The sequence below is a fragment of the Streptomyces sp. NBC_00454 genome (genome assembly GCF_041434015.1).
Classification (GTDB): Bacteria; Actinomycetota; Actinomycetes; order Streptomycetales; family Streptomycetaceae; genus Streptomyces.
Genome location: NZ_CP107907.1, coordinates 7,618,902 through 7,639,810, shown reverse-complemented (window position 1 = coordinate 7,639,810; position 20,909 = coordinate 7,618,902). Strand labels below are relative to the sequence as shown.

Annotated in this window: 17 protein-coding genes; 10 read left to right on the top strand and 7 right to left on the bottom strand. The window is 70.8% G+C overall.

Going from position 1 to position 20,909, the window contains the following annotated elements; translation table 11 throughout:
- Window positions 1-90: 90 nt before the first annotated feature.
- A complete protein-coding gene (locus tag OHU74_RS34910; protein ID WP_371619528.1) occupies window positions 91-2,937 on the bottom strand; it encodes a glycoside hydrolase family 3 C-terminal domain-containing protein in 2,847 nt (948 codons plus the stop codon).
- 2,644 nt (window positions 2,938-5,581) lie between these two features.
- Here OHU74_RS34910 and chvE point away from each other — a divergent pair.
- The 3 genes from chvE to mmsB all read left to right on the top strand — a co-directional run bounded on the left by chvE (window position 5,582) and on the right by mmsB (window position 9,574).
- A complete protein-coding gene (chvE, locus tag OHU74_RS34905; RefSeq protein ID WP_330300515.1) occupies window positions 5,582-6,685 on the top strand; it encodes a multiple monosaccharide ABC transporter substrate-binding protein in 1,104 nt (367 codons plus the stop codon).
- A 102-nt stretch (window positions 6,686-6,787) separates the two neighbouring features.
- Window positions 6,788-8,335 carry a multiple monosaccharide ABC transporter ATP-binding protein gene (mmsA, locus tag OHU74_RS34900; RefSeq protein ID WP_371614164.1) on the top strand — a complete coding sequence of 516 codons (1,548 nt, stop codon included), beginning with the start codon at window positions 6,788-6,790 and terminating at the stop codon, window positions 8,333-8,335.
- Between the two features lie 3 nt (window positions 8,336-8,338).
- Complete coding sequence (mmsB, locus tag OHU74_RS34895) at window positions 8,339-9,574, top strand: multiple monosaccharide ABC transporter permease (RefSeq protein ID WP_371614165.1); 1,236 nt, start codon at window positions 8,339-8,341, stop codon at window positions 9,572-9,574.
- An 85-nt stretch (window positions 9,575-9,659) separates the two neighbouring features.
- Here mmsB and OHU74_RS34890 read toward each other — a convergent pair whose 3' ends face one another.
- Window positions 9,660-10,010 carry a hypothetical protein gene (locus OHU74_RS34890; RefSeq protein WP_371614166.1) on the bottom strand — a complete coding sequence of 117 codons (351 nt, stop codon included), beginning with the start codon at window positions 10,008-10,010 and terminating at the stop codon, window positions 9,660-9,662.
- Entirely contained in the window at window positions 10,007-10,786 is a 780-nt protein-coding gene (locus OHU74_RS34885; protein WP_371619529.1) for a phytanoyl-CoA dioxygenase family protein, read from the bottom strand. Before OHU74_RS34885 ends, OHU74_RS34890 begins: the two co-directional genes overlap by 4 nt.
- Before the next feature lie 110 nt (window positions 10,787-10,896).
- On the opposite strand from OHU74_RS34885, the gene OHU74_RS34880 reads away from it, so the two are divergent.
- The 5 genes from OHU74_RS34880 to OHU74_RS34860 all read left to right on the top strand — a co-directional run bounded on the left by OHU74_RS34880 (window position 10,897) and on the right by OHU74_RS34860 (window position 14,320).
- Window positions 10,897-11,244: a hypothetical protein gene (locus tag OHU74_RS34880; protein ID WP_371614167.1), complete on the top strand. Its 348-nt coding sequence runs from the start codon at window positions 10,897-10,899 to the stop codon at window positions 11,242-11,244.
- A gap of 18 nt (window positions 11,245-11,262) precedes the next feature.
- A complete protein-coding gene (locus OHU74_RS34875) occupies window positions 11,263-11,769 on the top strand; it encodes a helix-turn-helix domain-containing protein (RefSeq protein ID WP_371614168.1) in 507 nt (168 codons plus the stop codon).
- A 187-nt stretch (window positions 11,770-11,956) separates the two neighbouring features.
- Window positions 11,957-12,853: an expansin EXLX1 family cellulose-binding protein gene (locus OHU74_RS34870; RefSeq protein WP_371614169.1), complete on the top strand. Its 897-nt coding sequence runs from the start codon at window positions 11,957-11,959 to the stop codon at window positions 12,851-12,853.
- A 124-nt stretch (window positions 12,854-12,977) separates the two neighbouring features.
- Window positions 12,978-13,511 carry a SigE family RNA polymerase sigma factor gene (locus OHU74_RS34865; RefSeq protein WP_371614170.1) on the top strand — a complete coding sequence of 178 codons (534 nt, stop codon included), beginning with the start codon at window positions 12,978-12,980 and terminating at the stop codon, window positions 13,509-13,511.
- Window positions 13,508-14,320 carry a hypothetical protein gene (locus tag OHU74_RS34860; RefSeq protein ID WP_371614171.1) on the top strand — a complete coding sequence of 271 codons (813 nt, stop codon included), beginning with the start codon at window positions 13,508-13,510 and terminating at the stop codon, window positions 14,318-14,320. The genes OHU74_RS34865 and OHU74_RS34860 overlap by 4 nt, the downstream gene beginning before the upstream one ends.
- Before the next feature lie 96 nt (window positions 14,321-14,416).
- Here OHU74_RS34860 and OHU74_RS34855 read toward each other — a convergent pair whose 3' ends face one another.
- The 4 genes from OHU74_RS34855 to OHU74_RS34840 form a co-directional block, all read right to left on the bottom strand.
- Window positions 14,417-17,035 (bottom strand): RICIN domain-containing protein, encoded by a 2,619-nt coding sequence (locus OHU74_RS34855; protein WP_371614172.1) that lies wholly within the window; start codon window positions 17,033-17,035, stop codon window positions 14,417-14,419.
- A 241-nt stretch (window positions 17,036-17,276) separates the two neighbouring features.
- Window positions 17,277-17,780, bottom strand: a complete 504-nt coding sequence (locus OHU74_RS34850; protein WP_371614173.1) for a hypothetical protein — start codon at window positions 17,778-17,780, stop codon at window positions 17,277-17,279.
- 43 nt (window positions 17,781-17,823) lie between these two features.
- The gene (locus OHU74_RS34845; protein ID WP_371614174.1) at window positions 17,824-18,468 is read right to left on the bottom strand and encodes an NADPH-dependent F420 reductase; all 645 of its coding nucleotides are present in this window, start codon (window positions 18,466-18,468) and stop codon (window positions 17,824-17,826) included.
- 50 nt (window positions 18,469-18,518) lie between these two features.
- Window positions 18,519-19,331, bottom strand: coding sequence for an inositol monophosphatase (locus tag OHU74_RS34840; protein WP_371614175.1), 813 nt, complete (start codon window positions 19,329-19,331; stop codon window positions 18,519-18,521).
- A gap of 115 nt (window positions 19,332-19,446) precedes the next feature.
- On the opposite strand from OHU74_RS34840, the gene OHU74_RS34835 reads away from it, so the two are divergent.
- Both OHU74_RS34835 and OHU74_RS34830 read left to right on the top strand, forming a co-directional pair.
- Window positions 19,447-20,403, top strand: a complete 957-nt coding sequence (locus OHU74_RS34835) for a LysR family transcriptional regulator (protein ID WP_371614176.1) — start codon at window positions 19,447-19,449, stop codon at window positions 20,401-20,403.
- Between the two features lie 54 nt (window positions 20,404-20,457).
- On the top strand, window positions 20,458-20,895 hold the full coding sequence (locus tag OHU74_RS34830) for a hypothetical protein (RefSeq protein ID WP_371614177.1): 438 nt from the start codon (window positions 20,458-20,460) through the stop codon (window positions 20,893-20,895).
- The last annotated feature ends 14 nt before the right edge of the window (window positions 20,896-20,909 follow it).

The following is a 20,909-nucleotide window of genomic DNA, read 5'->3' as shown; positions in this document are numbered from 1 at the left end:
AAGGGGTGGTACGGGAAGGGGTGGCGGCCCGCCCCCTGTGGCGGGCCGCCGGTCTCGCGGGGGTGCGGGACTCAGCCGGTCCCGCCGGCCTCAGCCGTTCTCACTGGACGCGGTGAAGCCGAAGGCGGCCAGACGGAAGCCGCCGTGCAGGGTCAGCCGCAGGTCGTGGACACCGTCCAGGGGAGCGGCGAGTTCGGCCGCGACGGTCGTCCACGTGTAGCGGTTGCCGGTTGCGGGAACCGCGATCTCGGCCAACAGTCGCTCACCGGCCCGGAATTCCAACCGCGCCTGCCCGGACCCCGCGTTCTCGAGGGCGGTCTCGGCCTCCACCCGGACCGCCCCGGAGAGATCGGCGTCGCGGAAGAGGAGCGTCGCGGGCCGCGCCGGATCGGCCGGAGTCACCGCGTCACCGCCGGCGCGGGCGGCGTCCACGATGGTGATGTCCGCGTGGTCGTCGAAGTCGACGGTCAGGGTTCGCCGGCCGACGACCACGCGGGGCTCGGGGGCCGGTCCGGTCACCGTGAGCCGTGCGGTGAGGACCGGGTTCTCGGCGGAGCGGCCGGCGGTGATCTCGTATACGCCGGGGTCGACGGTGAAGGCGCCGGTCGCGGTGGACCAGTGGGCGAGCCGGTCGGCCGGGAACGAGAACCTCAACTCCCGTCCCTCGCCCGGCTCCAGGCGGACCTTGCTGAAGTCGGCGAGGCGCTGCCGGGGGGCCTCGTAGCGGGCGTCCAGCGCGCGGACGTAGAGCTGGACCACCTCGCTGCCCGCCCGCCGGCCGGTGTTGGCCAGGCTCACCGTGACGTCGAGCGAACCGTCCGGGCCGATCGACGGATGCGACAGGCCGAGGCCGCCGTAGGCGAAGTCGGTGTAGGACAGCCCGTGGCCGAAGGGATAGAGGGGCGCGGCCCCGTGGTACTGGTAGGTCCAGCCGGCCTTGATCACGTCGTAGTCGAGCGGATCCGGCAACGGGTACCCGCCCCGGTACCAGGTCTGCGGCAGGCGGCCGGCGGGCTCGGCCTCCCCGAGCAGCACCGCGGCCAGTGCATGGCCCGTCTCCTGCCCGCCGTGGGAGGTCCACACCACGGCGGGCAGGTGCTCCTGGGCCCAGTCGACGGCGTACGGGTAGCTGCTCATCACCACCAGCACCGTCTCGGGGCAGACGGCCGCGACCGTGCGCAGCAGCGCGTCCTGAGTCCCGGGCAGGTCGATGCCCGCGCGGTCCTCGGTCTCGCGGCCGCCCACCATCGGGTGGTTGCCGAGGACGACGACCACCACGTCGGCCGTCTCGGCGGCCGCCCGCGCCTCGGCCGCGCCGTCGCGCAGCAGCTCCCGCTGCCAGCGCTCGGCGACGTCCGCGGTCAAGGCGGTGACGCTCACCCGGCCGTCGGCCGGGTCCACGGCGGCGTAGCGTCCGGTGAGGACGGAGCGCAGCACCACGTCTGCGCCCTCGGCCGGTTCGAGCCGGAAGGTCTCGTGGATCTCCCAGCTCTTGAGCACCTCCTGGTCGGCCGCCAGCGAGTCGTCGCCCTTGAGGCTCAGGTAGCGGCCGGTGTCGGCGGCGCGCAGGGTCAGTACGCCGCTGCCCCAGTCGGCCACGTCGAAGGCGGTCTTGCCGAGCGGTTCCCCGGTGGTGCGGGAGCGCAGCGCGATCCGGTCGGCGCCCTCCTCGCAGACCACCTCGCCGCCGTGGACGCCGAGCGCCTCGGAGAGTCCCGCGGCGACGCCGACCTCGTAGGGCGGGGTGCCGCTGTACCAGTCCTCGCACAGCGTGTCGGCGAGCGGGCCGATGACGGCGATCCGCGGTGTCCGCACCGCGTCGAGCGGCAGCAGGCCGTCGTTCTTGAGCAGCACCACCGACTCGGTCGCGGCGCGCCGCGCCAGCTCGCGGTGCTCGGCGCAGTCGATGACCTCGGGCCCGATACCGGCATAGGGGTCCAGTTCCGGGTCGAACTCACCGAGCCGGAAGCGGAGCTCCAGCTGACGCCGGACGGCGCGGTTCACGTCGGCCCCGTCGATCAGGCCGCGCTCCAGGGCCTCGCGCAGTCGGCCGACCGGCGTCGCGCCGTCCTCGCCATGGTCGGTGAAACTGTCGATGCCCGCCTTGAGCGCCGCCGCGTGGGACTCGGCGTGGTCGTCGAAGTACTCCTCGAGGTCGACCAGATTGGACGGGGCTTCGGCGTCACTGACCACGAACAGCTCGTGGCCGGTCGGCTCCGCCCAACGGCGCAGCTCCGACTCGATGAGCGGGCTCACGTGGCAGGGACGGCCGTTGACGAGGTTGTAGGCGGCCATCGCGCCGGTCGCGGCGCCGGATGCCACGACGGGGCGGAAGGCGGCCAGGTCGTACTCGTGCAGCACGCGCGGTCGCAGCCCGGAGGAGGTGGTGCACCGGTCGTCCTCGTTGTTGTAGGCGAGGAAGTGCTTGAGCACCGGGGCCACCCGCAGGTAGGTCGGGTGGTCGCCGGACAGCCCCCGGCAGAACGCCTCCCCGAGGCGGCTGGTGTGCACCGGGTCCTCGGAGTACCCCTCCTCGTTGCGCCCCCAGCGCGGGTCGCGCAGCAGGTTCAGCACGGGCGCCCAGGCCTGGAGGCTGTGGGGAGCGCTGCCGACGACGGGCGGGCGGTGGCGGTGGAAGGCGCGCAGTTCGATCGAGACCGCCTCGGCGACCCGGCGCACCAGGCCCTCGTCCCAGGTGGCCCCGAGACCGACGGCCTGCGGGAAGACGGTCGCCACCCCCATCCAGGAGACCCCGTGCAGGGCCTCGCTGCCGGTTCGGAAGGAACCGACGCCGAGGCGCGGGACGGCCGGTACGCACTGGTGCAGCATCGCGAGCCGCTCGTCGAGCGTGAGCCGTTCGAGCAGGTCGTCGACACGCTTGCGCAGCGGTAGCTCCGGATTACGGAAAGGAGGCGCACCGGCTGCGGGCGCGGACAGGGAACTCACGTGAACAACCCCTAGGCAGGTTGGGCGTTACGATCATTTGTCGAAGCGCTTCGACGCTGACATGAACCACTCCCACTGTCAACCGTCCCTGGTGAAACCAGTTTTGAATCGGTTCGCGTTCCTACTGAACTCGGAACGCGTCGTTCGCGCGCTGGACGGCGTCCAAGCGCTTCGACAGCCGCCCTGGGGCCCCGCCTCCCCGAGAACTCGCGGCTCGACCGGCCGACGGCGTAGACCCGGTCCGGTGGGCACCTCGCGCCCGGCCCTCGCACCGACCCACGCCCACCCGGTCGCGGGGCCCGGCGCGCCACGAGCCGTGCCGCGCGCGCCTCCTGGCGAGCGCAGGGATGCCCTAGGACGAGGTCGGGGACCCGTCCGGCGAACCTCCCACTCCGCGCGACGCCCCGGCGGTCTGCTGACGTTCTCCGGCGACCCGACCGCGCCCGGCGGCTGGACGGCCTCACCGCTGTCGGGCAACGGTGGCCGCGCACGACCACCGGTACGTCCGCCGCTCGGACCCGCCCCCAGCTCCCAGCGGCACGGCGTCGAGACGCACACGGATCCACCGACGTACGGGGCTTCGTCACGCGCAGGAGGACGAACGCACATCCCCCGGCCGGTCGGCGGTGAGCCTGGTTCGAGCGCAGCACCTTGGCGAACCGGCGGATGGCAGTGTCGGTGTCGGTCACCAGGAGTTCCGGGGAGCGGGCAGTAGACGTCGGCGTGCGCGGGGGCACCGGAGGAGAGGAAGGCGCATGGTCGCCTTCGACGACGTCCCCATCAAGGTCCATGGGGACCATGTCCTGAGGCGCGAGCCCGTCGTGAGAGGTCCCACTCGGCCTGATGGCCAACAGGTCCTCACCGCGAAGGCGGGGAGGAGACATTGCCCTCCGTCCGGACCACCAGGCCATGGCGGACGAGTCCCTGGTGGAGGTCGTCGACTCGGCGACGGACGAACTCGATGGTCGCGTTCAACGTGCCTCGCGCGGGTCGGACAGAGCCACGGTCGGCCTGGCCCCCTGGGCCGGGCGGCGTACCCCCGGCTCGGGGCAGGCGCGAGAGCTAGTGCTGTGACCGGAAAAGTTCACCGGGTCGCGGCGCCCGGCACGGCACCTCGCCGCGTTGTCGGCCCACGCAAGTACGTCCAGTACGAGACGTGGCCCTCCGCCTTGCGATGCACCGCACCGGACACCGCGCCCCGGCAAACCTTTCCGGCCACAGCACTAGGTCGCCTCTTTCGGATCTTGCGGTCGAGCCCGCGTCGGCGAGGTGCGGTGCCGGGCGGCACGCGCTCTCGCCGCACCGGCCGAAAGCCCGAGTACGTCCAGTACGCAGGCTTCCGGCCGGCACACCGAGAGCACGCACCGGACGCCGCTCCTTCCCCACGGAGATCCATCAGACACCCCCTAGCGGCCCACCCGGCGGTCTCGGCGAGCGGGGTACCCCTCGGCGACCACCGGCAGGACCCTTCGCTTGGTGAGGTCTGCGGCGATGCCGATGAACCGGAGGCGGAGGCGGGATCAACGCCGACGGCGGCGATTACGACGGGAAGGACGGTGCGCGACGCGTCTCGCCGGCCCTCGGGATGCCGCAGGGCCCAGCCCAGACGGCGCCAGCCGCCGGGCATCGGCCGACTCGCGCTCGATGACGGCGTGCGGGGTATCTCGTGCACGCCGGTCGCGAGCTGCCGCCCGGCATGCACGTGGACCAGCACGACCGGTGAGGATGCCGGAGTCGATGCCGACGACACACCTGCCCGGTCCCCGGACGGCAGGGATCAGGGCACTCCCTCATCCCTCGCACGGGAAACCGGCATTGGTTCCTGCGGAGTTGAAGCGTCACCTCTCTCCATGAGGGCAAATTGTTAGCGCTCACAATCTTCCTGTCAAGGAACCCATGGAGGCCTCGTCAAAGTGCGACCGGCTCGGCGCAGAGCCTCGGCCGACGCGGCGGCCGGCCCCCCGGCCCGATGGCGCCAGCTCAAGGCCGACGCCCGGGCCCGCGCTGCCATCTCGGGCAAGATCGGCAGGCGGGGATGCGGGTGTGCACGCCGCCCCCCGACCCCTCGACGAGCGGTTTCCAGGGCCCGGCGGCCGAGCTCGCCGAACCCCTGCCGCACAGCGGCCACGGGCGGAGTGAGGCAGGTGGGCTCAACAATGTCGCCGAATCCGGCGAGCCGACGCCTCCCGGAATCGAGCGGGCCGGACTCGCGCAGGGCGCGCCCCCGGCAGACCGAGCACCGTGTCATCGTCGGCACAGAAGACGGCGGGACGTCCCCCGGTCCGGCGATCCGCAATCCCGCCCGGCACCCGGCCCCGTACGCCAGTCGCCGCACTCGGCAAAGCCGCAGAAACCGCGGAAGCCGCCCGTGGTCGACCTGCCCGGACGTCCCGCTGTGGAGCCGCTCCGGCGAGGAGGCTGCCCGCCTGCGGCGATGTTGCCCAATGGTGATCTGAACAGACCCTTGACGACACACTTGTGAGCGTTAACACTCAGGTATCGCCAGGCCGGAGCCACTGCAAACCTGAACTTCGCAACAGCGCGGGGAACGACTCCCGGCCGGCCCCGCTCGACCGCTTCCGGTTCTCCCAGCCGGGTCGCACTGTGCCGGTCGCGGAACATCACTGGAGGAACTGTGCGGAAGCTTTCAGCGGGCCTTGTCACCCTGGGCCTGACGCTGTCGCTGGCAGCCTGCGGCCAGAGCGCCAACGGAACGGGCGACGCCGGGGCCGGCGGGACCGGCGGGGACGCCAAGGGCGGCCTCATCGGCATCGCGATGCCGACCAAGTCGTCGGAGCGCTGGATCAACGACGGCAACAACATGGTCAAGGAGTTCCAGGCCAAGGGTTACAAGACCGACCTCCAGTACGGCGACAACGTCGTGGAGAACCAGGTCTCCCAGGTGGAGAACATGATCACCAAGGGGGCCAAGCTGCTGGTGATCGCCGCCATCGACGGTTCCTCGCTCACGAACGTGCTGCAGAAGGCCGCCGACGCCCACGTCCCCGTCATCTCCTACGACCGACTGATCCGCGGCACGAAGAACGTCGACTACTACGCGACCTTCGACAACTACAAGGTCGGCGTCCTCCAGGGCAGTTACATCGTCGACAAGCTCGGCGTCAAGGACGGCAAGGGCCCCTTCAACGTCGAGCTGTTCGCCGGCTCGCCGGACGACAACAACGCCGCGTTCTTCTACAACGGCGCGATGAGCGTCCTCAAGCCGTACATCGACGACAAGAAGCTGGTCGTGCAGAGCGGCCAGACCTCCCTCAACCAGATCGCCACACTGCGCTGGGACGGCGGTCTCGCCCAGTCCCGGATGGACAACCTGCTGAGCAAGTCGTACACCGCCGCCCGCGTCGACGCCGTCCTCTCGCCGTACGACGGCATCTCGATCGGCATCATCTCCTCGCTCAAGGGCGTCGGCTACGGAGCCGGCCAGCCGCTGCCCGTCGTCACGGGCCAGGACGGCGAGCTGGCGTCGGTGAAGTCGATCATCGCGGGTGAGCAGACCCAGACCGTCTACAAGGACACCCGCCAACTGGCCAAGGCCGCCGTCCAGATGGGCGACGCGCTGCTGACCGGCGGCAAGCCCGAGGTCAACGACACCAGCCAGTACGACAACGGCGTCAAGATCGTGCCGGCGCAGCTGCTCCAGCCGGTCAGCGTCGACAAGGAGAACTACCAGAAGGTCCTGGTGGACAGCGGCCAGTACACCGCGGACCAGCTGAAGTAGCCCGCGGAGCCCGACCGACGGGTCCGGCGACGACGAAACGGCGGTGCGACGCCGGGGAGACCGCCCGGCGCCGCACCGCCCCGACGATACGGATGCACAACCATGGCCCGACCCGTTCTCGAGATGCGGTCGATCAGCAAGACGTTTCCCGGTGTCAAGGCCCTCTCCGAGGTCAACCTGACCGTCGCCGCCGGTGAGGTGCACGCCATCTGCGGCGAGAACGGCGCCGGCAAGTCCACGCTGATGAAGGTGCTCAGCGGGGTCTATCCCCACGGCGGCTACGAGGGCGAGATCTACTTCGAGGGCGAGCCCTGCCGGTTCCGGGACATCCGGGCCAGCGAGCAGCGCGGCATCGTGATCATCCACCAGGAACTCGCGCTGGTGCCCTACCTGTCCATCGCCGAGAACATCTTCCTCGGCAACGAGCACGCCACCCGGGGCGTCATCAGCTGGCACAAGACGCTGACCCACGCCGCCGCGCTGATCCGGCAGGTCGGGCTCGACGAGAGCCCGCACACCAGGATCGCCGATCTCGGCGTGGGCAAGCAGCAGTTGGTCGAGATCGCCAAGGCGCTCGCCAAGAAGGTCAAGCTGCTCATCCTGGACGAGCCGACGGCCGCCCTGAACGACGAGGACAGCCGCAAGCTGCTCGACCTGATCCTCGAACTCAGGGCCCAGGGGATCTCCTGCATCCTCATCTCGCACAAGCTGAACGAGATCGCCCGGGTCGCCGACTCCGTCACCATCCTGCGCGACGGGCGGACCATCGAGACCATCGCGATCGGTCCCGAGGGCATCTCCGAGGAGCGGATCATCCGTGGCATGGTCGGCCGCGACCTGGAACACCGCTACCCCGAGCGCGCCCCCGAGATCGGCGAGGTCGCCTTCGAGATCGAGGACTGGAGCGTCCAGCACCCGATCGACCACCGGCGCAAGGTGGTCGACGGCGTCTCGCTCAACGTCCGTCGGGGCGAGATCGTCGGCATCGCCGGCCTCATGGGCGCTGGCCGCACCGAACTGGCCATGAGCGTCTTCGGCCGCTCGTACGGGCGGTGGACCGGCGGCCGGGTGCGGCTGGACGGCCGGGAGATCCGTACCCGGACGGTGCCGGAGGCGATCGGGCACGGCATCGCGTACGTGACCGAGGACCGCAAGCAGCTCGGCCTCAACCTGGGCGACGACATCAGCCGGAACATCTCGCTGAGCGCCCTCGGCAAGGTCGCCCGGCGGGGCTGGGTCGATCGGCACGAGGAGGCCCGGATCGCCGAATCGTTCCGGCGGACCATGAACATCAAGGCCCCCTCGGTGTTCGCGGAGACCGGCAAGCTCAGCGGCGGCAACCAGCAGAAGGTCGTCCTCAGCAAGTGGATCTTCGCCGGGCCGGAGGTGCTGATCCTCGACGAGCCCACCCGGGGCATCGACATCGGCGCCAAGGCGGAGATCTACACCGTCATCGCCGAACTCGCCGCCCAGGGCAAGACGGTACTCGTCATCTCCTCCGAACTCCCCGAACTCCTGGGCCTGTGCGACCGGATCTACACCATGGCCGAAGGCCGGATCACCGGTGAGGTCGACCGCGCGGAAGCCACCCAGGAATCCCTCATGCGGCTCATGACCATGAGCGCGGCATACCCCGACAAGCAGGTGTGAGGCATGGCCCAGACCAAGACCACCCCAGAGACCACGCCCAGCACACCGCAGACCGCCCGGCGCGCGTCGGCCGGTGCCGTACTGGCCCGAGCGCTGCGCGGCAACCTGCGCCAGTACGGGATGCTGCTCGCGCTGGCGCTGATCGTGCTGCTGTTCCAGTTCTGGACGGACGGCATCCTGCTCCAGCCGCTCAACATCACCAACCTGATCCAGCAGAACAGCTACATCCTCATCCTGGCCATCGGCATGATGATCGTCATCATCGCCGGCCACATCGACCTGTCGGTCGGGTCGCTCGCCGCCTTCGTCGGGGCCGCCGCCGCGGTGATGATGGTCAAACACCACGCGCCGTGGCCCGTGGCGCTGGTGGCCGCGCTGCTGATCGGGGCGCTCGCGGGAGCCTGGCAGGGCTTCTGGATCGCCTATCTCGGGATCCCCTCGTTCATCGTGACGCTGGCCGGCATGCTGCTGTTCCGCGGTGGGACCCAGATCCTCCTCCAGGGCCAGTCGGTGGCGCCGTTCCCCAAGGGCTTCCAGAACATCAGCAGCGGCTTCCTCCCCGCCGTCGGCCCCCACACCAACTACCACAACCTCACCCTCCTGCTGGGCCTCGTGGTGCTGGCCGTCGCGATACTCCAGGAGGTGCGCGGACGGCGGCGGGCCGCCTCGTACGGGCTGGAACCGCTCCCCGCCGGACTGTTCATGGTGAAGCTCGGCGCGATCACCGCGGCCGTGGTGGCCTTCACGCTGCTGCTGGCCAGCTACCACGGCGTGCCGATCGTCCTGCTGATCCTCGGCGTCCTGCTGGTCGGCTTCGGGTACGTGATGCGCAACTCGATCCTCGGCCGGCACACCTACGCCATCGGCGGCAACGAGGCCGCGGCGCGACTGTCCGGCGTGAAGAGCAAGCGGGTCGTCTTCCTGGCCTTCGTGAACATGGGCGTCCTCGCGGCCCTGGCCGGGATGGTCTTCGCCGCGCGGCTCAACGCCGGTACTCCGCAGGCCGGCATCAACTTCGAGTTGGAGGCGATCGCCGCGGCCTTCATCGGCGGCGCCTCCGCGAGCGGCGGTGTGGGTACCGTCCTCGGTGCGCTCACCGGAGGCCTGGTCCTGGGCGTGCTGAACAACGGCATGTCGCTGGTCGGCGTGGGCACCGACTACCAGCAGGTGATCAAGGGCCTGGTACTGATGGCGGCCGTCGGCTTCGACGTCTACAACAAGCGCAAGGCCGGAGGCTGACCTCCCTCCTTCCTCTGCCGCCACCCCACCCCTGCCCCTCCTCGGCTCGGCGCCGCCGCCGCTCGCACGAGGAGGGGTGCCTCGTCTACTGGGGCCCCGGCTCCCGCGGCTCCGCCCGCACGTCGACGATCCGCTCGAAGAAGAACTCGTGCTTGAGGAAGGAGACGTCGTACTCATGACCCGGGTAGGGCGGGATCAGCTGAGCGGCCTGGATCAGCCGCCAGCCCGCCCGGAGCGCCGCCACCCCCGACTCGTACGGCGGCTCGTCGCTGTCGCCCGTGGTCGGCGAGGTGCGGCCCGTGCCGTCGTACAGCGACCAGCCCACGACCTGGGAGTCCAGCGCCGAGGTGGCCAAGTACAGGACCAGCACCTGCTGCCGCAGCACCGGCGCGGCGCCTTCCGCCGCCCGCTCGGGGAGGATTGCTTCGGTCGTCATTCCTGTACCTCCGCGGGGCGGTTGGAGACCCTGGTCACCCAGTGGTCGAGGTCGAAGTGGTCGTCGCCGGTCAGCACCCGCCACAGCAGGATGCGGTTGTACCGCTCCAGCCGGCCCGTCGCCCCCTCGTACCACGGGAACATGGTGTCCAACTCGGCTGCCACCTGCGGGTCTTCGAGATCCGAGGTGTTCCACAGGCGCTGTTGGCGCACCCTGGGATTGAAGCGGATCTTGAACATGTAGCGCATCACGTCGCTGTCGTTGCGCCGGCCCCCGTGCCAGAGGCCGTGGTGCAGAAACACCACGGTCCCGGCCGGGCAGACCAGCCGGTCCTGGCCGCGCAGGTTCTGGTAGCGGCCGGTGTCGGACTCGTTGATCCGCCGGAGGTGGCTGCCCGGCACGGTGAGCGTTCCACCCATCTCCAGCGTCACCGCCTGCGGAAAGTACATCAGCTGCACGTCGAAGGCGTCCGGCCGGACGTCTATGACGGCGTCCCCGTGCAGCGGCTGCGCCTCGCCGCCGTGGGGCTCGCGGGTGTGCACGAAGTCGTGGTCCACCCACGGCTCCGGGCCCACGAGGCTGTGCAGGGCACCTGCCACCTGCGGAAGTTCCAGCAGCCGGCGGACGAAGGATCCCTTCGCGTAGGCCTCGGACAGCGGGGTCCCGTACGGCACCGGCGGCACCCCGTCGGCCAGTACCGCCAGGCCCTCGGTGTTCATCTCCGCCGGGACCACCGCGTCCAGTCGCAGCGACCCGCGTGCCACGAACCGCGCCATCCGCACCGAATCGAGTAGTTCTCGCGTGTTCTCCACGGCGGCCACGCTAGGCCCGGCGGCCGCGCGCCGGATGGGCCGCGTTCACCCTCCACTGGTCGATTCTCACCACCGTGCCCGGCAGGCGGGGTGGGAGGCTGGTGGTCCTGGAGCGGCTCACCGACGCACTGACAGGAGAGGCGACCATGCACACGACACTCGCCCACCTTGACGAGCCGCCCACTCTCGCCGCCGTCGGCATCAGCGTGCACGGCCCGGCCGGTCATATGGACGTGTTCTCCCTGCCGGACCTCTGGCAGCTCCATCTGTACGACTACGAGGCCGACTTGACGGTTGACGGCACGGAGTACGGGATCCGCCCCGGCCGGGTCAGCCTCGTACCGCCCGGCGCCGAGGTCCGCTACCGCTACCGGGGCCGGTCCTCACACCTCTACGTCCACCTCCACCTGGGCTCGGGCTGAACTCCCCGCAGCATTCCGGTGATCCAGCACGCCGGTCCCGAACTCACTTGGCTGAACGCCCAGTTGCGGCAGGCGCTGGCAGCCTGGCCGAACACCCCGGCACGGGCCGCGGCCGAGGTGTGGGTCGCCCTGTGGCGGGTCGCCCAGCTCGCGCCCGCGAGGGAGCGGAACACACAGGCCGCGCATCCGGCGGTCACGGCCGCCGTGGCCCTGATCGAGGCGCGGCTGGGACAGCCTCTGACGGTGCCGGACATCGCTGCGGCGGCCGGTGTCTCCCACAACCACCTGACGCGGCTCTTCCGCGCCGCGACGGGGGAGACGGTCGTGGGCTACATCCGGGCCCGGCGGATGGAACGGGCGCGCCACTTCCTGCAGGCCACCACCCTCTCCGTCCCCGCCGTCGCCGCATCGGTCGGCATTCCCGACCTCCAGGCGTTCAACAAGGCTTGTCGCCGCGCGCTCGGAGCTTCTCCGCGCGGCATCCGTGCCGCCCAGCCCGTTTCCCCGCACTCCCCCGCTCAGTGAGCGGACCGGTGCGGGACACCGCTGCCCGGCCGCCCCGAAGGACCCACCGCACGCCCTTTCCAAAACGGCGGCAACCTTTTCGCGTCCTGCGGCGACCAGGCAGTGCACCTCGACCCGAATCTTGGAACGGACGGACATGCAGACTGCACGGCAGGCCTCGCGGCAGCGCAGGCGCAGAAACAGGCTGATGCTGGGGACGGCAGTGATACTGACCGCCGCGGGCGTCCTCTTCTGCCTGGTGACGGCCATGCTCCCCGGCCCCAAGGCCCGGGCCGGGGACCCGGCCGACGTGGCCGCCCCCGCCGCCACCCTGGCGGGAGCCACCTCCTCGGCTCCGACGAGCCCGTCCCCGGCGGACAGCCCGCCCGCATCGGCGACCCCGAGCGTGGCCGGCGCGACGGCCACCGCTCAGACACCGCAGCCTTCGGCGAAGGAAACCCCACCGGCGGCGTCCACCCCGGCGCCGTCGGCAGGACGCATCCAGCCCGGGGCCAGCTACAAGGGCGTCGCCACCTCCTACGCCGCCGGCGACGGCAATGGCGCCTGCCTGTTCGGCCCGAGCGACGACCTCATGGTCGCGGCGATGAACACCACCGACTACGAGTCGTCCAGGGCGTGCGGCGCGTACGTGCGCGTCCGCGCGGCGAACGGCGCTTCGATCACGGTCCGGATCACCAACGAATGTCCGCTGCCCTGCGCGCCCGGACAACTGGACCTCAGCCAAGAGGCCTTCGCGAAACTGGCCGACCCCAAGCTCGGCCGCATCCCGATCACCTGGAGCCTGCTGAGCCCCCAGAGCTCCGGGGCGCTCTCCATCCGGTACAAGACCGGGTCCAGCCGCTACTGGTGCGCCATCCAGGTGATCGGCCACCGCAATCCGGTCGCTAGGCTGGAGGTACGCACCGCCGCGGGCTGGCGCAAGCTGCCCCGTACCGATTACAACTACTTCCTCTCCGCCGACGGCAGCGGGTGCGGCGGCGCGATGAGGATCACCGACATCTACGGGGAACAGCTGACGGTCGAGGGCACCGCGCTGCTCCCGGACGTCGCACAACCGACCCGGGTCCAGTTCGCCCCGCACTGAAACCACACGGCGGCGGGTGGCCGCTCCGGTTCGGGGGATCGGAGCGTCCTGGGCCGTACCGGGCGCTGATACGCTGCCGCCCGGATGTTAGCGCACACATTTGCGAAAGGGGCGACCGTCGGACATGGTCCTCGATGACGCGTCCGCGGAGTTCCACGACTTCTTCGAACGCCACTACGCGGAACTCGCCCGGTTCGCCCATCTCCTGACGGGCGAGACGGACGGCGCGGACGATCTGGCCGCGGACGCCCTGACCGCACTGTGGCAGCGCTGGGACCGGCTGCGCCAGGCCGAGCACCCACTCGCCTACGCCCGTGGCGTGGTCGCCAACCTGGCACGGTCACGGATCCGCAGCACGGTGCGCGAGCGCCGCCGGATCGCCCTGTTCTGGTCCCGTGGCGCGGAGCCGTTGGACGGTCCGGACGTGGCCACCGTGGTGGACGTGCGGACGGCTCTCGCCCGGTTGCCGTTCCGCAAGCGGACGTGTGTGGTCCTGCGGCACGCCTTCGACCTGTCGGAGAAGGACACCGCGCTGGCGCTCGGTATATCGGTCGGTACGGTAAAGAGCCAGACCTCGAAGGGTATGGCCGAACTGGAACGGATGCTGGACAGCACGGGATCAGCCGGGGAACTTCTGGCGGGGAGGAGGAGTCGTTGAACGAGGAGCTCGCCGAGCGGCTGCGCGCAGCCGCCGAGGCCCACCAGCCCGACCGCGCCCGGATCCTGGCACGCGTGGAACGCGGCATGTCCGGCGCCCCCGCCCGCCACCGCGAGCGGTCCGGCGCGAGGCCCTGGCCCAGGGTCGCGCTCGCCTCCCTCACCGCGGTCGGCACCCTGGCTGTCGGTGGTTTCGCCGTCGCCGCCATGGTCCAGTCGCCGCCGGCCCGGCCGGAGGTCTCGGCCACCCCCGCCGCGCCGTCGACGCCGTCCGGGAAGCCCCGGCCGACACCGTCGACGCCGTCGGCGCCCGCCACCGGCCGCCCAACCACGCCGGAGCGTTCGTCCCCGACGGGCCCCAGCCCTTCGGCGTCGAGGCCCGCGGGCTCGACCCCGCCCGGCAGCGCGCACCTCGAGGACGGGCCTCTGTCGTCGGCCGGCGCCCTGGGCTCGAACAACAACAGCTTCTGGGCGCAGAGCAACGTCACCCTCAAGTCCACGCAGCCGCTCACCGCACTCACCGTGGAACTGCGCATCGCGCAGACCGGAGCGGTGCAGAGCACCGGCAGCTGGCGGACGATGCCGGCCGAGGATTTCACCGTCACCGTGCAGAACGAGGGCGGAGCGGTGGTCTACCGCTGGATCCTCAAGCCGGGCCGTACGGTGCCGGCCGGACAGCATGTCTTCGCCGGCCAGTACAACCACGCCGCCGGTGACCGTGAGTCCAACCACGACGGCTACCGCGTCGACGCCAACGGTCCCCGCGGCGCCCTCGCGGTCTGGGGCGACTTCACCACGCCACGGCCGTAGCCGCCCGGGCAGACCCCCGGTGGAGACGAAGCACGTTCCGTCAGCCATGGCGGGGCCGCAGGCCGTAGTGCCTGCGGCCCCGCTAGGGCGTCGGGATCAGGAAGGGTCGCCGTACTGGAGACCGCGTCCGTTGGTGCCGATGTAGACGCGGCCGTAGGTGTCGGGATCGCCGGTGACGATGCCGAGGCCTGCGAAGTTGCCCCACTGGTGGGCGTCGTCGTTGATGCGGAGCCAGGTGGCGCCCTTGTCGGTGGAGCGGAAGACTCCGGTGACGTCCTTGACGGTACCGATCAGGTACAGGGCCTGGTAGGCGGCGCCGGGCGCGGCCTTGCCGAAGCCGAGGGCGGAGGCGGACTGCACCGTGGTGAGCGTGGTGAAGGTACGGCCGCCGTCGGTCGAGTGCAGCAGCCCCTTGGCGCCACCTGCGATCCACAGGTCCCCGGCGATGCCGGGGACGGCCGTGAGCCGGCCGGAGGGCAGGCTGGTGGCGCGGGCGGTGAAGGCCGTGCCGCCGTCAGTGCTGGCGTAGAGCGTGCCGCCCGCCAGTGAGTAGAAGGTACTGGCCGAGGAGCGGTCCGCGACGACCACGGCGTCGGTGCCCAGGCCGACGACCTTCGACCAGGTCGTCCCCTTGTCGGTCGATCGGTACGGGGCCTGGCCGGCCTCGGTCCAGACGATGGTGGAGCCGTCCGCCGCGAGCGCGATGTGGCCGCTGTCGGCGCTGCCCACCGGCTCCGCCTTGAAGCCGTTCCAGCTGCGGCCGCCGTCGGCGGAGTAGGCGCCGTCCTGCGCGCCGGCCTTTCCGACCCGGACCATCATCGAGGGGTTGGACTGGGCGAAATCGATGTCGGTGCTGTGGAACATCGCCGGGTTCTCCATCCGCCCGGCGGGCACCTCGGTCAGGGAGTCGTGGCGGAAACCGCCCTGGTCGCCCATGGAGGTGATGACGGCGGCGCCGCCGGGAGGGGCGATCGCGTCCGCCAGGGCGGTCTCCTCCAGCCCTCGGGCCCCCACGGTCCAGTGGCTGGTAGCGCCGCTGTCGCTGGCGGTGGCGTCCTTGCTGCGCCAGATGCCGTTGCCGGTGCCGTACAGCACGTGCCCGGAGTTGAAGGGGTCGATGGCCAGGGCGGTCATCCAGTGCCCGGTGGCGGTACCGACGTACGGGGCGGCGGAGGCATCCCGCACCGACTTGCCGGCCAGCGCCTTCCAGGTCGTACCGCCGTCGGTGGTCCGGTAGATCTCGTCCTCGGGCCACCAGCGGTCGAGGGTGGTGACCATCACCGTGGACGGCTTCTGCGGGTCGACGGCAAGCCCGGAGAACCCGTAACCGCCCTGCGACGGAGAGACGTTCTTCCACGCCCCGCCGGTCGGCGTGTACTTCCACACCGAGCCCGCCGTCACGTCGTTGGGTCCGACGGTGTTCGTGTACGTCAGGTACAGCGAGCCGTCACCGGAGAGGACGCCGTGCTGCGGCAGCTGGCCGGTGGGCTGTCCGGAGACGGCCTGCCAGGTGCTGCCGCCGTCGGTGGAGCGGTACAGGGAGGTGGACTTGTCGGCAACGCCGACGTAGACCGTCTTGCTGCCGGCCGGGCCGTACGTCACGAAGGAGATGCCCGCGCCGCTGCTAGCCCCGTCCTTGACCGGGAACGAGGAGACCTGACTCCATGTCGCGCCGTGGTCGGTGCTGCGCCACAGGCCGTTCTTGCGGGTGCCCAGCAACAGGGTGCCGTTGTCCGCGGGGTCGATCACCAGCCGTTCGCCCGCGCCGCGACCGGGCTCGTTGGCGCCCAGCTTGAAGGGCAGTTCGGTGCGCTTGAAGGTGCGGCCCCGGTCGGTGGAGCGCAGGATCGCGCCGTTGCCGGCCCACTCGTTGGTGTAGGTGCCCGCCCCGAGGTAGAGCCGGTCGGGGTCGACGGGGTCGGTGGCCACCGAGTCGATGCCCAGCAGGTTCCAGTCCTTCTCGCCGACCCAGTCGGTCAGCGGGATCCACTGCTCGGCCGCGGTGTCCCAGCGGTAGGCACCGCCCATGTCGGTGCGCGCGTACAGCAGACCCTTCTCCTTGGGGTTGAACACCAGCCCGGTGACGTAACCACCGCCCACCGCCTGGGCGTTGTTCCACCGATACGGTCCTGCCGCCTGGGTCTCGGCTGCTTTCACCAGCTTCCACTGCTGGTTGGTGCTGCCCTTGTCGGGATACTGGATGACTGCGGCGCTCTCGGCGGTGGAGCCTCCGGAGACGTCCAGGACCTGGCCGCTCCTGCGGGAGGTGAAGGTGACGGCGTCGGAACCGCCCACACCGTCGATCCGCCACTCCTGGGACACGGAGGAGCTGTCGGTCTGCTGCTCGGCGACAGCCGCCTGTGCGCTCGAATCGCCCGCTATGCCCAGTACTTTGCCGCTGTTGCGGTTGACCAGCTCGTAGTAGCCGTCCCCGGTGGACCTCAGCCTCCACTGCTGGTTGGCGGTGCCCTGGTCGGTCCACTGCTGGATGCGGGTGCCGTCGGCGGTGGAGAAGCCGTTGACGTCCATCACCTTGCCGCTGCGTACCGAGACCAGCCTGTAGTAGGCACCGCCGTCGACCGTCGCGGCCTGGGAGTCCTCGACTACGAACACGAAGTACGACACGGCGCCCAGCGGCATGCCGAGCAGCAGAGCGGTGGCGCTCAGGCGACGGCGGTGACGCCCGCGGCGGCCGCCGTTCGGGGTGTTGCTCATGGGTAGACGTTCTCCTTGCGAACTGTTCACGAGAGAAAGGCGGATCCGGGCAGCGGAACGGCCGGATCTACTTCCTTGTGGTCACAGGCCCCGCAAAGGGTTGCCTCGAGCCGGAGAATCGTTCAGGTCACCTCGTGGCGAGGTAGTCGAACCCACGCCCACCCGCCACGATCGGTACGACAATCGTCTTCTCGGCCCGCAGAGCATGCTCCGCGAGTGGGCGACGAAAAGCCGGCCGGGCTCACGGACACCAGGAGCCGCCGCTCCGGCTCGCCCGGGCCTCCACCGTGTAGCCCTTCTCCCCCTCGAATGCCCAGGACACGGCGAGATGGGAGGTGGCGCCGTCGATCTGTTTGGTGAAGCAGAGGCCGATCCGTTCGCCGGACGGGTCGCTGCGCCAGGCGGGCTCGTCCGGCTCGGGCGGTGCCGACAGCCAGCCGTTGCGGGCGGCGGCCGCCTGGTAGTAGGCGACGACGTCCGCTCGGCGGGCGGGCTCGGCGTACCCGAGGCCGAAGTACGCGAAGCGGTCGTCGTCGTCGCAGCCGGAGTAGGAGTCGTCGGCCTGTGCTCCTTGCGGAGTGCCGAGCGTCCGGAGCTGGGCGGCCACCGGGTCCTGCAGTGCCGCATCCGCGGCGGTGCAGCCGTAGATCCCGCCGTTGAGGGCCCACCAGCCACCGATGGCTATGAGTGTGCCGAAGACCAGTCCGCCCGCAACTACGGACGCTCCCACCCGAAGATCGTTCACGGCCGGGAGCGTACCGGTCGCCAGCGGCGGCGAGAACCCTGGGTCAGCGGGAGAGGGAGACGGCGAAGGGCCTGAAGCCGTGTCGGCGCAGGATGTGGGGCACGACCAGGATCATGGCTTCGGTGGCGCGTGCTGTGGTGATGTCGCCCAGGTCCTCGATCAGTTCGGGCTGCCAGCCCAGGTCGCCGAGCAAACCGGTGACGGTCTTCTTCGCGTGTTCGTCATCGCCCGAGAGATAGGCGGTCGGTGGGGTGGCCAGGGTTTCGGGAGCGGTCATGACCATGAAGAGCATGGTGTTGAGCGTCTTGACCACGTGGGTGTCGGGGAGCGCGGCCTGGAGCTTCTCGGCGAGGCTGCTGCCGGGATAGCACAGCTCGCCGGGTAGGCCGTCGCTGTCGTCGCGGGTGGCGTTGGAGACGTCGATGAGTATTTTGCCGGCGAGTTCGGTGCGCAGCTCGGTGAGGCGGTCCAGGGAGCTGTCGCCGGGCGTCGCGTTGATCACGATGTCTGCGGTGCGGGCAGTGGTGCGCTGGTCGGCGAAGGCCACCGGCGGGGCGAGTCCCGCGGGGCGGGCGGCGGTGCCTTCGGGGCTCCGGGCTCCGAGGGTGACGTGGTGTCCGGCTGAGGAGAGCTTGGCGGCGAGGTTGGTGCCGACGCGGCCGGTGCCCAGGATGCCGATGCTGGCCATGGGGTGATGCTCCTTGCGGTATCGGGGTGGGGAAGAGCGGAGGGTTCCGGTCAGGCGATCGGTGAGAGGACCTTGAGGGCGGCGGCGTGGAGGCCGGGGGCGGCGGCCAGGAAGTCGCGGCTGCCGGTGTTCCAGGGTTCGCCCGCCAGGTCGGTGACGGTGCCTCCGGCTTCGGAGACCAGCAGGGCGCCGGCGACCAGGCCCGAGCGGACGTCGGAGAACTGCCAGAAAGCGTCCATGCGTCCGGCGGCGACGTGGATGAGCTGCATCGTGGCGGGAACGGACACGCGCACGACCAGGCCGTTGATGAGCATGGCGGTGACGGAGTCACCGATCCGCCGGAAGGTGCGCTCGTCCTCTCCGGGCTTGGCCTGGCCGGTGCCGATGAGCGCGGCACCCAGGTCGGTCTTGGCGGACACCTTCAGGGGCCGGTCGTTGAGGTGGGCACCGCCGCCGGCGACCGCGGTGTAGGTGTCGCCGGTCAGCGGCAGGTGGACGACGGTGAGTACCGGCTGGTTGTCGCTGACCAGGGTGGCGGTGACGGCCCAGTCGTCCATGCCGTGGACGTGGTTGATGTTGCCCTCGGCGGGGTCGACGACCCACCACTCCCCGGGCGGGAGCGCGCCGCCGGCCAGCTCGTCCTCGGCCCACTGCGACCCCGGCCGGGCCCGCAGCAGCGGTTCCCGCAGCACGTCCAGCACCGCGTCGTCGTTGGCGTGGATCTCCTCCACGACCTCGTCCAGGCTTACGCCCCGGGCGTGGGAGGTGTAGCGGTCGCGCAGCGTGCCCCCGGCGGCCTTCACCGCGGCCGTCACGTCGGAGAGGAGGGTCGTACCGGCGGCGAAGGGCATGGCTGTGCTCATGGCGGGCTCCCTGGGATCGATCGAAGCGGGGTGGTTGTTCCGCCCCCGCACTTCGAAGGTAGGCCGCCTGGCAATTAACAACAAGTGCATGCTTGTCACTTGTAGAGTTACTGTCATGCAACTGGATTTGAACCTGCTCACGGCCCTGGACGCCCTGCTGGAAGAGGGCAGCGTCGCCGGCGCGGCAGCACGCCTCCACGTCACCTCACCGGCGATGAGCCGCTCCCTGGGTCGCATCCGCAAGGCCACCGGTGACCAGATCCTGGTCCGCACCGGCCGCAGTATGGTCCCCACCACCCGCGCGCTGGCCATGCGCGCCCAGGTCCACGCCCTGGTGCAGCAGGCCCACCAGCTTCTCTCCGCGCAGCAGGAACTCGACCTGGCGGCTCTGGACCGGGTGTTCACCGTGCGCTGGCACGACGCCCTGACCGCAGCCTCCGGCACCGCCCTGATCACCGCCGTCCACCGCCAGGCCCCCGGCGTCCGGCTGCGCCTGTCCGCCGAACCCGGGACGGACGACGCCGAGCTGCGCCGGGGTGAGGTCGACCTCGAATCGAGTTCCGGCACTCCGACGCTCCCCGACATCCGCCACCGCCTCGTCGGCAGCGACCGGCTGGTCGTCGCCGTCCGACCCGGCCACCCGCTCACCGAGGGCACGCTGAGCCTCGAGCGTTACGCAGCCGCCGAACACCTCACCGTTTCGCGGCGCGGAAGCCTGCAGGACCCGATCGACGAAGCCCTGACCGCACACGGCCTCGAACGACGCGTCGTCGCCGCCGGGCCCACCGCCGCCTTCGCACTGCAACTCGTCCTCGACACCGACCTGGTCGTCACCCTCCCCGACGCGGTCACCCGCACGGCCCGGGAACAACTCGGCCTGGTCACACTGCCGCCGCCACTCCCGCTGCCCGACGTACCCCTGTACCTGCTGTGGCACCAGCGCTACGACAACGACCGCGCCCACACCTGGCTGCGAGAGCTGGCCACCGAAACCGTCCGGGCACTCTTCACGCCCGTCCCCCGCCCGGCCGCCGCGTCCGGAGAGGCGGGGTGTACTGTGCCGAATGTTTGAACGTGTTCAACGACAAGATCGCCCGGCATCCCGGAGCGAGCGGGGGAATGAGCAGTGGCACGGAAGATGACGGGCAGGCGGACCCTGTGCATCACGGGGTACGCGACAACAGCCCAATACGCGGCCATCGGCATCGTCCTGATCGCGCTGTCCCTGGTGACCGAGGGGCTGCCCATCGAGCGCAGCGACTGGCTGTACTCGCTGGTGTGGCTCGGCTTCCTCAGCGCCGTCCTGGGACTGGTCCAGGCCGTATTGTTCGCCACTCCCACTGCCTTGATCGGCGAGGCCCTGGCCCGGCGGCTGCCCGGCGGCCGGATTCTGTGGCACCTGGTGCCCGTCCCCATCCTGCCGCTCGCCCCGGCCACTGTCGCCTATGCCTTCGACGGCGCGGCCTGGCAGTGGTGGGCCTACCTGACCCTGCTGGGCTGCGTCCCCGCCTTGGCCGTGGGGCGGTTTCGAGTCCAGGACGCCCTGTTCGCCGCCTGGACCTAGGGCGCGCACCGCGC

Bases quoted from the DNA above. Each gene is read 5' to 3' on its own strand.
- mmsA (WP_371614164.1), top strand. From the start codon at position 6,788: ATGGCCCGACCCGTTCTCGAGATGCGGTCGATCAGCAAGACGTTTCCC.
- mmsB (WP_371614165.1), top strand. From the start codon at position 8,339: ATGGCCCAGACCAAGACCACCCCAGAGACCACGCCCAGCACACCGCAG.
- OHU74_RS34890 (WP_371614166.1), bottom strand. From the start codon at position 10,010: ATGACGACCGAAGCAATCCTCCCCGAGCGGGCGGCGGAAGGCGCCGCG.
- OHU74_RS34885 (WP_371619529.1), bottom strand. From the start codon at position 10,786: ATGGCGCGGTTCGTGGCACGCGGGTCGCTGCGACTGGACGCGGTGGTC.
- OHU74_RS34870 (WP_371614169.1), top strand. From the start codon at position 11,957: ATGCTGGGGACGGCAGTGATACTGACCGCCGCGGGCGTCCTCTTCTGC.
- OHU74_RS34865 (WP_371614170.1), top strand. From the start codon at position 12,978: ATGGTCCTCGATGACGCGTCCGCGGAGTTCCACGACTTCTTCGAACGC.
- OHU74_RS34855 (WP_371614172.1), bottom strand. From the start codon at position 17,035: ATGAGCAACACCCCGAACGGCGGCCGCCGCGGGCGTCACCGCCGTCGC.
- OHU74_RS34845 (WP_371614174.1), bottom strand. From the start codon at position 18,468: ATGGCCAGCATCGGCATCCTGGGCACCGGCCGCGTCGGCACCAACCTC.
- OHU74_RS34840 (WP_371614175.1), bottom strand. From the start codon at position 19,331: ATGAGCACAGCCATGCCCTTCGCCGCCGGTACGACCCTCCTCTCCGAC.
- OHU74_RS34835 (WP_371614176.1), top strand. From the start codon at position 19,447: ATGCAACTGGATTTGAACCTGCTCACGGCCCTGGACGCCCTGCTGGAA.